The 12,062-nt window shown below is 58.1% G+C and carries 11 protein-coding genes and 1 tRNA gene; 6 read left to right on the top strand and 6 right to left on the bottom strand.

Annotation, left to right across the window (positions count from 1 at the left end; translation table 11 throughout):
• Positions 1-2: 2 nt before the first annotated feature.
• Genes H8E27_13315 through H8E27_13305 form a run of 3 tightly spaced genes read left to right on the top strand, consistent with a single transcriptional unit; the run spans position 3 to position 4,256 of the window.
• Positions 3-2,672, top strand: coding sequence for a valine--tRNA ligase (locus tag H8E27_13315; protein ID MBC8326593.1), 2,670 nt, complete (start codon positions 3-5; stop codon positions 2,670-2,672).
• Position 2,673: 1 nt separating this feature from the next.
• A complete protein-coding gene (locus tag H8E27_13310) occupies positions 2,674-3,459 on the top strand; it encodes a YdcF family protein (GenBank protein ID MBC8326592.1) in 786 nt (261 codons plus the stop codon).
• Positions 3,456-4,256 (top strand): inositol monophosphatase, encoded by an 801-nt coding sequence (locus H8E27_13305; protein MBC8326591.1) that lies wholly within the window; start codon positions 3,456-3,458, stop codon positions 4,254-4,256. The genes H8E27_13310 and H8E27_13305 overlap by 4 nt, the downstream gene beginning before the upstream one ends.
• On the opposite strand, the gene H8E27_13300 is transcribed toward H8E27_13305, so the two are convergent.
• The 5 genes from H8E27_13300 to H8E27_13280 form a co-directional block, all read right to left on the bottom strand.
• Positions 4,253-5,005, bottom strand: a complete 753-nt coding sequence (locus tag H8E27_13300; protein MBC8326590.1) for a gamma-glutamyl-gamma-aminobutyrate hydrolase family protein — start codon at positions 5,003-5,005, stop codon at positions 4,253-4,255. The two genes, H8E27_13305 and H8E27_13300, sit on opposite strands and share 4 nt — an antisense overlap.
• The gene (locus H8E27_13295) at positions 5,002-5,274 is read right to left on the bottom strand and encodes a hypothetical protein (protein ID MBC8326589.1); all 273 of its coding nucleotides are present in this window, start codon (positions 5,272-5,274) and stop codon (positions 5,002-5,004) included. Before H8E27_13295 ends, H8E27_13300 begins: the two co-directional genes overlap by 4 nt.
• 1 nt (position 5,275) lies before the next feature.
• Positions 5,276-5,755 (bottom strand): 2-C-methyl-D-erythritol 2,4-cyclodiphosphate synthase, encoded by a 480-nt coding sequence (locus H8E27_13290; protein MBC8326588.1) that lies wholly within the window; start codon positions 5,753-5,755, stop codon positions 5,276-5,278.
• 31 nt (positions 5,756-5,786) lie between these two features.
• Entirely contained in the window at positions 5,787-6,836 is a 1,050-nt protein-coding gene (locus tag H8E27_13285; protein ID MBC8326587.1) for an NAD(P)-dependent oxidoreductase, read from the bottom strand.
• 5 nt (positions 6,837-6,841) lie between these two features.
• Positions 6,842-6,918, bottom strand: a tRNA-Pro gene (locus H8E27_13280).
• A gap of 88 nt (positions 6,919-7,006) precedes the next feature.
• On the opposite strand from H8E27_13280, the gene H8E27_13275 reads away from it, so the two are divergent.
• Positions 7,007-8,245, top strand: a complete 1,239-nt coding sequence (locus H8E27_13275; protein MBC8326586.1) for a DEAD/DEAH box helicase — start codon at positions 7,007-7,009, stop codon at positions 8,243-8,245.
• Here H8E27_13275 and polX read toward each other — a convergent pair.
• On the bottom strand, positions 8,242-9,987 hold the full coding sequence (gene polX, locus H8E27_13270) for a DNA polymerase/3'-5' exonuclease PolX (protein ID MBC8326585.1): 1,746 nt from the start codon (positions 9,985-9,987) through the stop codon (positions 8,242-8,244). The genes H8E27_13275 and polX overlap by 4 nt on opposite strands.
• Before the next feature lie 217 nt (positions 9,988-10,204).
• Here polX and thiD point away from each other — a divergent pair, with 217 nt between their 5' ends.
• Together thiD and H8E27_13260 are read left to right on the top strand one after the other, a co-directional pair.
• Entirely contained in the window at positions 10,205-10,948 is a 744-nt protein-coding gene (thiD, locus tag H8E27_13265; protein ID MBC8326584.1) for a bifunctional hydroxymethylpyrimidine kinase/phosphomethylpyrimidine kinase, read from the top strand.
• Positions 10,949-11,043: 95 nt separating this feature from the next.
• Entirely contained in the window at positions 11,044-11,955 is a 912-nt protein-coding gene (locus H8E27_13260) for a diacylglycerol kinase family lipid kinase (protein MBC8326583.1), read from the top strand.
• The last annotated feature ends 107 nt before the right edge of the window (positions 11,956-12,062 follow it).

The following is a 12,062-nucleotide window of genomic DNA, read 5'->3' as shown; positions in this document are numbered from 1 at the left end:
TCATGGCCGAAATTCCAAAAGCATACGAACCGCAATCGGTTGAAACTAAATGGTATTCGTTCTGGGAGGAACACGGTTGCTTCACTGCGGATCCCGCGCGCGTGAGTGAGGCGCGCCCGGCTTATTCGATTGTCATTCCGCCACCGAATGTCACGGGCGTGTTGCACATGGGGCACGTGCTCAACAATACCATTCAGGATATTCTCGCGCGCAAGGCGCGAATGGATGGCAAAGAGGTGCTGTGGCTGCCGGGCACGGATCACGCGGGCATCGCGACGCAGAACGTGGTGGAGCGCGCGCTGCGCAAGGAAGGCGTGATGAAGCATCGCGATGATCTCGGGCGCGAGAAACTGCTCGAGCATATTTGGGAATGGAAGGAGAAGCACGGCGGCATCATCATCGATCAGTTGAAAAAGCTCGGCGCGAGTTGCGATTGGTCGCGCCTGCGTTTCACAATGGATGAGGACTACACGAAGTGTGTGCAGCGCGTGTTCGTGGATCTTTACAAGAAGGGTTTAATTTATCGTGGTAAACGAATGGTGAACTGGTGCCCGAAATCGCTGACAGCCCTTTCGGACGAAGAGGTCATTATGAAAGAGCAAAACAGCCAGCTCTTTTATTTCAAAGTGCAAGTGGTCGAGGAGCCGGACACGTGGCTCGAGATCGCCACCACGCGGCCGGAAACCATTCCCGGTGACAGCGGCATCGCGGTGAATCCGAACGACCCGCGCTACGCCAGCCTCATTGGCAAGCACGCCGTGCGGCCGTTACCCGCGGAAAACCAAGCGCACCTGCCCATCGTGGCCGACGAGCATATCGACATTGAGTTTGGCACCGGCGTGCTCAAGGTTACGCCCGCGCACGACAAGGCGGATTTTGAAATCGGTCAACGCCACGGGCTGGAGGTCATTGACGTCATCACTGCTAATGGAAAAATGGACAAGTTGGCCGGCGCGGATTTGGCCGGTTTGGATCGTTTTGAAGCGCGCAATGTCGCCGCCGCTCAGCTCGAAGAAATGGGCGCGTTGCTTAAGGCCGAGGATTACCAAAACAATGTCGGCTTCAGCGAACGTGCCGATGTCCCGATTGAGCCGCGGCTTTCGGAGCAGTGGTTTTTGAAATACCCGAGCCAAGCGCAGTCACGCGAATGTGTGGCCAACGGCGCGCTGAAGTTTTATCCCGAGCGCTGGTCGAAGACGTACGATTACTGGATGGGCGGCCTCCAAGATTGGTGCATCAGCCGCCAACTTTGGTGGGGGCATCGGATTCCGGTTTGGTATCGCGGCGAGGAAATCCACTGCGGGCTCGAAGCGCCGGAGGGCGATGACTGGGAACAGGATCCCGATGTCCTCGACACGTGGTGCAGCTCGTGGCTGTGGCCTTTTGCGACAATGGGCTGGCCGGATGACACGGAGACGCTCAAGAAATTTTACCCCACTACCGACCTCGTCACGGGGCCGGACATCATTTTCTTTTGGGTCGCGCGAATGATTATGGCCGGCTACGAATGGAAAGGCGATTTGCCGTTTCGTAATGTTTATTTCACCGGAATTGTTCGCGACAAAAAAGGCCGAAAAATGTCCAAGAGCCTCGGCAACTCGCCCGATCCGCTGGAGCTTATCGCGCAATACAGCGCGGATGCCCTGCGGTTTGGCACGATGCGCAGCGCGCCGTTGGGGTCAGATGTGCTCTTCGACGAAAAGGATGTGGAGCTCGGCCGCAACTTTTGCAACAAACTTTGGAACGCCTGTCGTTTTCGCCAAATGCAAGGCGGCGAAACTGAAGGCGAGATCGACCCCACACTGCTCACCAGTGATGACCGCTGGATTCTCCGGCGGCTCGACCAAGCCATCACCGAGGTTTCAGCAGCATTCGCGGCGTATCGCTTCAACGATGCCACGGCGACGTTGTACCGTTTTTTCTGGAGCGAGTTTTGTGATTGGTACGTGGAATCCTGCAAAGCCACATTCTTTAGCGAAGACGCAGCGCGCAAAGCCAACGTGTTGGCGGTATTTGATTTCGTAACCGGTCACACGCTGCGGTTGTTCCATCCATTTATGCCGTTCATCACCGAAGAACTTTGGCAGGGGCTTGGTTTCTCGGCCGAGATGCCCGCCGACCAAGGCGGCCAAACCATTATGACCGCCCATTGGCCGAAAGCCTTTCAGGATGATTTCAAAGAGCATTATGCACTGGACGAAACCATTGACGAACTCGTCGCCGCCAAGCACGAACTCGTCACCGCCGGTCGCAACTTGCGCGGCATCGGCAACATTCCATTTGCCAAAAAAATTGATTACATCATCAAACCCGCTGCCAAGCTTGATGCGTACGAAGTGGACGTCATCCAAAGTTTGCTGAACGCCGAGAGCTTGAAAGTGGATGCCGATTACGCGCCGCGCAAAGGCACGCCTGTCGCGCGTTCGGCACTGGGTGAATTGTATTTGCCGCTCGATGGATTGATTGATGTGGATGCCGAAAAAGTGCGCCTGGAAAAACAGTTGGAAAAAATCGCCAGCGAAATTCAGAAAGCTGATGCCAAATTAAACAACCCAAAATTCACCGAGCGCGCGCCGGAAGAAGTTTTGCAAGAGGCCAAAGATCGTCTGGCCGAGTGGCAGGAAAAAGAGCAACAAACCCGCGAGGCCATCGAATATCTCGCCGACGCCTGAGATGGCCGCGCTCGCAAAAGCCTTGCTGCAGCCGGTGGCGCTTTTGTGGCTCACGCTGCTGGGTTTGGCCGGTTGGTTTATTTATAAACGCAAATACCGCTTGGCGGCGATGCAAGGTGGACTGGCGCTGGCACTTTTCTTTGTTGGCAGTTCACCGTTAAGCGATTGGTTGCTTTCGCGTTTGGAAGCGCCGTACGGCCGCACAAGTTGGGCAACGCTTCCGGAGGCTGATGCGGTGCTGGTGCTCGGCGGCATCGGCGGGGGGGCTGAGGTTGAAATCAACGGGATCGATTTCAGCGCCGCGGTGGATCGCGTGCTGACGGGCATCGAGCTCACTCGCCGAGGCAAAGCGCCGGTGTTGGTTTTGGGCGGAGGCGGTTACTGGAAAAATGGAAAATTGGAGCCGGAAGCCGAGTGCATTCGCCCGTGGATTGAAAAGTGGAAACTCGCCGAAGATATCCCCGTGCACGACCTCGGCGTGTGTGCCAACACTTTTGAGGAGTCACAAAAATTTGCAGCGTTAGCGCGCAAGGAGGGATGGGAAACAATTTTGCTTGTCACCTCCGCCAGCCATATGAAACGGGCTGAGGCGGTGTTTCGATCATCAGGCGTGGATGTCAGGCCGGTGGCTTGCGACTTTGCCGCTTGGCCGTATCGAGGGGATTGGAATTTTTTCCCGAGCATTGATCGGCTCAAGGCCGTCCAAATTTGGATGTACGAGTCCGTCGGCTGGATGTATTACCGCTCGAAGGGCTGGATTCAGCTCGAAGCATTGCCCGAAAAATGAAACCGCCGAATATCACCGCCGCCGCTCGATGCGCCAAAGATGTTGCGCACAAAGTCGGTGTGTTTCTCAGAAGCCAACTGCGCACCCCAAAGCACATCAACCTCCAAACCGCGCACGACATCAAGCTGGAGTTGGACAACCGCAGCCAGGCGATGATCGAGCGCGGCCTGCGCAAGGGCTTTCCGCACGTGCCTTTTCTCGGCGAGGAAGGCGAAGTGGGCGATACCACCGGCGAGTGGCGTTGGGTGGTGGATCCCATTGACGGTACGGTGAATTTCAGCCGCGGCATTCCGCACGCGTGCGTTTCCATTGCCTTGCAACAACGCCGCGCGGATTCCACTGGACACTGGGCGGATTACGATTCCGTGATTGGCGTGGTGTACGATCCCTTTCTAGATGAGATGTGGACCGCCCGCGCCGGCGGCAAAGCGAAGCTCAACGGCCACGCCATTCACGTCAGCGAAACAAGCACGCTGGAAACCTCGATCGTCTCCATCGGGTTTTCTAAAAGCCGCACCACCATCAAAAAAAATCTGCCGCTCTTTGCGCGCCTTTATCAACGCGTGCTCAAAGTGCGGTTAATGGGCAGCGCCGCGCTGGCGATGACTTGGACGGCGGCCGGCCGGCTGGACGCCTATCGGCAGCTTGGCGTGTATCTGTGGGACGTCGCCGCGGGCGGGCTCATCCTCGAATGCGCCGGGGGCGATTTCTGGCACAAACCGATGCCGCGCAAGTACACCTACGAAATGATCGCCACCAACGGCCGGTTGCGAAAAAAAATCCAGCGGTTGCTTTAAGCGCACGCCTTCACGAACGCTTTGAACACGCGCAGAAATTCAGGGTGCGTGTCGATGAGGCGTTCGGGGTGGAATTGTACCCCCAACAAAAACGGCGCGTCTTGGGCTTCGGTCTCACTCAACTCAATCGCTTCGATGATGCCATCTTTAGTTTGCGCCGTGGCGCGGAGCATCGGGGCCAATTCGCCGACGGCTTGATGATGAGCACTGTTGATGCGCAGCGTTTCGTGCCGGAAAATTTTTCGCATCAACGACCCTTTCGACAGTTGCACGGAGTGTACGCGTTTGTGGGCTTCGCCCTTGCGGGCATGATTCATTGAGCGCGGAAGTTCGGTCGGAATATCGGTGACGAGCCCTCCGCCGAGGGCGACGTTGAGCACTTGCGGGCCGCGACAAATGGCGAGTATCGGTTTGCGCTGTTGCAGCGCTTGTTCGATGAGTTGGAACTCAAATAAATCGCGCGCCGGATCCACGCCGCCGGCCTTGGTTTTGATGTGGCAGGGCAGGGCGGGGTCGTATAATTCCGGCTGCAAATCGTCACCGCCGGTGAGCATCACGCCATCGGCGCGGGCCACCATGTCGCGTGCGAGGTTTTTTTGTTCAGGGAAATTTGGGGCGAGCAAAGGTAAGCCGCCCGCGCGCGCGATGGCGCGTGTGTACCAAAACGACAAGCTCGTGGATCGATCGCGAAATTCCGCACCCTTTTGCTCGGTCATGGTTGACACCACAATAAGCGGTGCGCGCTTCATAGCGTGGCCTCCGGATAACGCTCGCGGATGGTGGCGGTGAGGCGAGCTTCCTCGTCGAAAGGAACTTTTTTGCGGGCGATGCGGCGCCTTACGTTGTCGAGTAGCTCCAGCCAATCTTCGAGCACGGGTTCGTCGTATGCCTGCCACGTATCGTAGCGTTTGTCGCGCAATCGAAACAGCCAGCGGTTGCCCACTTTTTTTGCGGAAACCTGCACGCGCTCGCCATCGGCGTCGCGGCGTTTCCAGCCAATGTCGCCTTTGCTCGCCACGTTAGTCCGTCAGCTCCACGCTTGCCACCGCGTGCGCCGCCATCCCCTCGCCGCGGCCCACGAAGCCCATCGTTTCGTTGGTGGTGGCTTTGATCCCCACCGCGCTCGCGTCAATGCCCAGCGCGGCGGCGATGTTCTCCCGCATGGCGGCAATGTGGGGACCAATTTTGGGGGCTTCGGCAATGAGCATCGCGTCAACATTGTTAATGCGGCCGCCGCGTTTTTCAACTTGCCGCGCGGCTTCTTCGAGGAAAATTTTACTGGCCGCATCTTTCCACTGCGCCTCGCTTGGCGGAAAAAATGAACCGATATCCCCCTCGCCAATTGCGCCGAGCACTGCATCGCAAATGGCGTGCATCAGCACATCCGCATCCGAATGCCCGTCGAGGCCGGTGTCGTGCGGGAGGGTAACGCCGCCCAAAACGAGCGGCCGCCCGGCCTTCAACTGATGCACATCGTATCCGATTCCTACGCGATTCACGGCGGCAGTGTAAAGGAGTGGGGCGCGTGGCTCAATACTTCCCGTCGCGGACTTCGAAATGCGTGGGCTTGCCGTGGCTGCGGCCTTCGGTGCGCGTCCAATGGGCAGTCCAGCGCAGCATAGTATCCAGCGAGGTTTCCGGTGTGCCGAGGATTTTAACTGCGGCGGTTGGGTTGCTGAGCCAGGCGGTTTTGGCTTCGGTGCCGATGAATTGTACTTGGCGTTTGAGCAGGTCGCCGAGTTGTTGAGCCACCGTCTGCACGGAAAGTGTTCCGGGGGAGGTGAGGTTTATGAGGTGCGGCGGGTTGTGGCACAGGCCGAGGCTGCGGAGGATTCGCTCATTGGCGTCGCCTTGCCAAATGCAGTTGAAATATCCCATGGAGAGATCGACGGGATCACCGCGCCAGATTTTTAGGGCGATGTCGTGCAGCACACCGTAACGCAAATCAATCGCGTAGTTGAGCCGAACCAAGGTGATGGCGGTGCTGTTTTGCTGCGCGTAAAATTCAAACAACCGCTCGCGCGCAAGGCATGCGCTGGCGTATTCGCCAACCGGCTCCGGCGTGGTGGATTCGGTGGCGCCGCCGCTATCGGTGGGGACGTGCGGGTAAACGCATCCGGTGGAAAGGGCGACGAGCCGCGCATTGGAGTAGCGTTTGCAGGCGGCGGCAGGCACGAGCGTGTTGAGCGCCCACGTAAGGCCGGGGTTGCGCTCGGTGCCGAATTTTTGGCCCACGAGAAAAATGACGTTCTCCGAGTCGGGCAGCGTGGGCCACGTGGCGTCATCCACAAGGTCAGCGGTCACCGTTTGCACGCCGTTGTTTTCCAGCCACTGTCGGGAGGCGTCATTGGAATAGCGACTGACGGCAATGACTTCTAGTGGATGCCCGGCGAGATCAGCTGCGTGTTTGGCCAGCACCGCCAGCGTGGGCCCCATTTTCCCGCCCGCGCCGAGGATAATCAGCGGGCTGCTCACTTGGGGGATAAACTTTCTCAACTGCGCCGAAGATGTCGTGAGCACGGAGTCAAGTTGCACTTCATCGGTGATGAAATCTGGAGTATTTTTGGAAAGATCCACCATGAAAATGGTCGGAACGAGAGGATTCGAACCTCCGACTTCCTGCTCCCAAAGCAGGCGCACTACCAGGCTGTGCTACGTTCCGTGCCGCCACCATACGCAAAACCGGCGCGCGGCTCAATGACGAAATAGTTTGCACCATTCGCACGCCTCTGCTTTAGTCTCGCTCCTTTATGCCATTTAACAAACTCGGCCTTTCCAAACCGGTCCTCGACGGCGTCAAAGCTATGGGCTGGACCGATCCTTCGCCCATCCAGTTGCGGGCCATCCCGCTCTTGTTGGAGGGTAACGATGTGATCGGTAGCGCGCAAACCGGCACCGGCAAAACGGCGGCGTTTATGTTGCCCATTATTTCCAGAATCAGCAAAGGCTCAGGCAAATCCAGCGTGCTCATTCTCGAACCCACGCGCGAACTGGCTTCGCAAGTGGAAACCGCCGTGCGCGATTACGCACGTTTCACCGGCCACACCGTGGCGGTGATTTACGGCGGCGTGGGTTACGGAAAACAAGTCGATGCCCTCAAAGCTGGAGTCGACATCATCGTCGCCACACCCGGCCGTTTGCTCGATCTGATGCAGCAAGGCAATGCCAAGCTCGGCAATATTTCCCACGTGGTGCTGGATGAGGCCGATCGGATGCTCGATATGGGCTTCCTGCCCGACGTGCGGCGCATTCTCGACAAATGCCCGAAAGATCGCGTCACCGCGCTCTTCAGCGCCACCATTCCGCCCGCCATCGAGACGCTGATCTCATGGGCAATGAAAGAACCCGAGACCATCGAGATCGGGATGCGCCGTTCGCCCGCCGATACGATTAAACACGTCATCTATCCCGTGGCTGAAAAACAAAAGAACGAGCTGCTCTTTGAATTGCTCCAGCGCGTGAATTACGATTCGGTCATTATTTTTTGCCGCACCAAATATGGAGCTGACCGCGTCGGGGCGGAGCTCAAGCGCCAAAACCACGCCGTCGCCATTCTTCACAGCAATCGCACGCAAAGTGACCGCGAGAAATCACTGCGCGGTTTCCGCGATGGTAAATACGAAGTGCTCGTCGCCACGGACATTGCCAGTCGCGGGCTCGACGTCACCAACGTCAGCCACGTCATCAACTACGATGTGCCACAGCACCCTGAAGATTACGTACACCGCATCGGCCGCACCGGCCGTGCGGAGGCCACTGGCGATGCCTTCACCCTAATGGTCGCCGAAGACGTGCAACACGTGGACGCCGTCGAGCGCTTCATCGGCCGCCCCATCGAGCGCGCCAAGCTGGATGATTTCGATTACACGTATACGACCATCCTTGATGAAAAACGTTTCAAGGGCGTGAGCGTGCGCGATCGCAAAATGAAAACCGCCCGCATCGGCAAAGGTCAACACTTCGGCTTCGGCGGCCGACGGCGGCGTTAGTTTTTTTTCTTCCCCAACTCTTTCCGCAATTTCGCCAAGGGCAGTGTGTTCATTACGTCACCTTTGGTGAGCCAGCCTTTGCGGGCGATGCCGGTGCCGATTCTTAAGAAGCCCGCGTGCTCGTTGCGGTGGGCATCGCTGTTGATGACGCATTTTACGCCTTTGCTTTTCGCGTATTGCCAGTGGCGCCAGTCGAGATCGAGGCGGTGGGGGTTGGCGTTGAGTTCAATCCACGTGCCGGTGGCCGCGCAGGCGTCAATGACGGCTTGTTGGTTGAGCTTCTGCGGCGCGCGGCCGAGCAGCAAGCGGCCGCTGAGATGGCCGATCATATGGACGTTTGGATTCTCGGCGGCGGTGATGAGCCGTTGGGTGTTATCGGCTTCATCACTGCCGGCGACGTGCATGCTGGCGACGACGACTTCCAGTTGCGCGAGCAAATCGTCTTCAAGATCGAGGCCGGTTTTTAGCACATCCACCTCGATGCCGGTGAGCAAGCGGAAGTCGTCGCCGTCGTCTTTGAGTTTTTGGTTCACGGCGGCGACGGCTTTGAGTTGTTTTTTGACGCGCGCGGCGTCGAGGCCATTGGCTTGGAAGGAAGCCTTCGAGTGGTCGGTGATGGCCCAGTAAGCGCAGCCGAGGCCGCTCATGTATTCGGCGATTTCCTCGAGGCTTTCGTGGCCGTCGCTCCAGTTGCTGTGATTGTGCAGCGAGCCTTTGAGATCGGTCCATTCAATGAGGCGTGGGATTTTGTTTTGCTCGGCGGCCTCAAACTCGCCGCGGTCTTCACGGAGTTCCGGCGGCACGTAGGCGAGGTCCAGCGCTTGAAAAATATCCTCCTCCGTTTTGCAGTCCAGCCGCAGCTTGGGGTCACGCGTTTCCTCTTTGCTATTGAACAGGCCGTATTCGTTGAGCCGCAATCCGCGCGCGATGGCGCGGCTGCGCATCGAAATATTGTGCTCTTTGCTGCCGGTAAAATACGCGAGCGCGCTGGCGAACTCCGAATCGTCCACCACCCGCAGGTCCGCCTGAATGCCGCCTTCGAGCAACACACTGGCTTTGGTGCCGCCGGCGGCGAGTACGCTGAGGGTGCCGTCGCGTGTGGTGAAGGCCTCAATGATGTCCGTGCTGTCCTTGGCGGACACGAGAAAATCGATATCGCCGCTCACCTCTTTGGCGCGGCGTAAACTGCCGGCGATGTCGCACCGGATCACATCCGGGTGGCTCCGCAAATCATCGAGAATTGGCTCCGCCGCGATCAACATTTTATGCCGATGATGATGGCTCGCGTGTTGCCGTTTGAACGCAATGCTTTCTAAAATTTTTTCCTCACTCTTTTTGCCGAACCCATCCAGCTCGGCCACCTTGCCCGCCTCGCACGCCGCTTCCAGTGCCTCGATGGTCTCGAGTCCGAGCTTCTCGTGCAGCGCCTTGACCTTCTTTGGGCCCATGCCCTGCACGTCGAGCATCTCGATGAGCCCCGGCGGGATGGAGGCCTTGAGCGTGTCGTAATATTCCAGCTCGCCCGTCTCCACCAGCTCCGTGATCTTTTCCACCAACGCCTTGCCGATACCTTTGATATCGCCCAGCCGTTCCTCGGCGATGAGCGTTTCCAACGGCTCCGTCAGTCCCTCCAACGCCCGCGCTCCGTTCACATACGCCCGCGTCTTGAATGGGTTCTCCCCCTTCAACTCGAGCAACACCCCGATTTCCTTTAGCACTTCGGCCACCGCATCCTTGTCCATGGGCGGAAGTTGACACGGATTCCACAGAATTTCACGGATGAAAAATTCCGTTGAATCAATGTTGTCCAATTTTACCACAGAGACACTGAGGGCACAGAGAATGAAAACGAGTTCATTGGGGGCAGTGTTTGAACACAGATATTTACGATGCACAGGATTTTTCATTCATTATCCTGAATATCCTGACCATCTGTGTTAAAACCCGCGCGTGCCTTCGGTGAAACAGCCAGTTGCGTTGACGATTGCGGGGAGTGATTCCTGTGGTGGGGCGGGGTTGCAGGCGGATTTGCGGGTGTTCGCGGTGTTGGGCGTGCGAGGGGTTTCGGTGGTGGCGGCGGTGACGGCGCAATGCCCCAAGCGCGTGCGCGCGGTGGAGGCGGTGAAGCCCACGATGGTAGGTGAACAATTGGCGGCGGTGTTTGAGGGAGACAAACCGAAGGCGGCCAAAACGGGAATGTTGCTGACGGCGGGTAATGTGGAAGTGCTTGCAGAATGGTTCACCAATCGCCGGTTGCCGTTGGTGGTGGATCCAGTGATGCTTTCGACAAGTGGGACGGTGTTGTTGAAACCATCGGCCATGAAAGCCCTGCAAAAGAAATTGTTGCCGGTGGCAAAGTTAGTGACGCCGAATGTGCCGGAGGCGGAGGCTTTCACGGGACTGCGCATCCGTGAGCCGGAAGATTTACGAACCGCCGCTCGCGCGATTTACGAAAAGCACGGGTGTGCGGTGCTCGTCAAAGGCGGTCACTTGCGCGGGCTCAACGAGGCGGTGGATGTCCTCTTCGATGGCCGCGACGAATCGATGCTGTCGCTCCCGCGCGTGAAGGGCCGCGGGATGCATGGGACGGGTTGTGTTTATTCGGCAGCAATCGTAGCGGGCTTGGCAAAGGGTCTTTCGCTTCAAAAAGCAGTAGGGCAGGGGAAGGAGTTTGTGACGAGGGAGATCATGAATAGTGAGTAGAATTTGCAGCCCACACTATTCCCAACTCCCTATTCACGACTCCCCAAACCCACAACTCACTAGACACCCGCCTTCTTTGGCTTCACCCTCCGGCGATGCGCATTGGCCTTATTTTTAATCCCACCGCCAAGGGCGATCAGGCGCGGCATTTGCGCAGGCAACTCGATGAGATTGCCGACGAGTGCACATTGTTGCCCACGGAAGGGCCGGGGCACGCGGAGGATTTGGCAGAACAAGCGGTGGCCGATGGCATCGAATTACTCGTGGCCGCCGGCGGCGATGGCACGGTGCACGAGGTGGCCAATGGCTTGGCGCGCGAGACCGATGCGCTTGCAAAAACGGCGTTGGGGATTTTGCCGTTGGGCACGGTGAATGTTTTGGCGCGGGAGTTGGGCATCCCTTTGGATTTCGATGCAGCATGGCGTGTGATTCGGCGCGGCTTCACGCGGCAAATTGATTTGCCGTGGATGGAACTCCAGCGCGAAGGCAAAACGCAGCGGCGCTGTTTCCCTGCACTCGGCGGCGCGGGGATGGATGGTCGCGCGTGCGAGTTGGTGAATTGGGAAACCAAAAAGCGCAGCGGTCAGTTTGCCTATCTCACCGCGGGCTATCGCGCGGCGATGGAGCCACTACCGGCGATGCGCGTGGTGGCCGATGGCCGAGTGATCGAAAGTGCGGAATTGATTATGCTCGGCAACGGGCCGTTTTATGGCGGCCCCTTCGATGTCTTCCCCGCCGCTCGGCTGGACGACGGCAAGGTGGACGCCATCATCGCCGAGCGCGTGCAAAAATGGCGCACACCCGAATATCTTTGGGGCGTGCTCACGGGCAATTTGCCGAGCCTTGCGGGGGTGCATTATGTGCAAGCGACGAGCATCAAACTCACGCCCGTGAACGGCAAGCGCGTAGTAGTGCAGCTCGATGGCGACGCTACCGGCGAATTGCCAGCTACGATTAGTGTGTCCCCGAGCACTCTCCGCATGGTAGCCCCTGCGCCGACGGGTTAACTTAATGGAAAAATAACCCAAAAGAGGGCTTGCTTTCCCCTTCTGCGGCGGCTAAATTCCCGCCCCTTTTTGATGGTTCAGGCCCCATTTGGCTCTGGAAAATAAGC

Source organism: Limisphaerales bacterium, assembly GCA_014382585.1.
In the GTDB taxonomy this organism is placed as follows: domain Bacteria; phylum Verrucomicrobiota; class Verrucomicrobiia; order Limisphaerales; family UBA1100; genus JACNJL01.
This window is presented reverse-complemented; position numbering and strand designations above follow the sequence as displayed.

What these genes read in the sequence shown, in the direction of transcription:
- H8E27_13315 (MBC8326593.1), top strand. Translation starts at nt 3, where the DNA reads ATGGCCGAAATTCCAAAAGCATACGAACCGCAATCGGTTGAAACTAAA.
- H8E27_13310 (MBC8326592.1), top strand. Translation starts at nt 2,674, where the DNA reads ATGGCCGCGCTCGCAAAAGCCTTGCTGCAGCCGGTGGCGCTTTTGTGG.
- H8E27_13305 (MBC8326591.1), top strand. Translation starts at nt 3,456, where the DNA reads ATGAAACCGCCGAATATCACCGCCGCCGCTCGATGCGCCAAAGATGTT.
- H8E27_13300 (MBC8326590.1), bottom strand. Translation starts at nt 5,005, where the DNA reads ATGAAGCGCGCACCGCTTATTGTGGTGTCAACCATGACCGAGCAAAAG.
- H8E27_13285 (MBC8326587.1), bottom strand. Translation starts at nt 6,836, where the DNA reads ATGGTGGATCTTTCCAAAAATACTCCAGATTTCATCACCGATGAAGTG.
- H8E27_13275 (MBC8326586.1), top strand. Translation starts at nt 7,007, where the DNA reads ATGCCATTTAACAAACTCGGCCTTTCCAAACCGGTCCTCGACGGCGTC.
- polX (MBC8326585.1), bottom strand. Translation starts at nt 9,987, where the DNA reads ATGGACAAGGATGCGGTGGCCGAAGTGCTAAAGGAAATCGGGGTGTTG.
- H8E27_13260 (MBC8326583.1), top strand. Translation starts at nt 11,044, where the DNA reads ATGCGCATTGGCCTTATTTTTAATCCCACCGCCAAGGGCGATCAGGCG.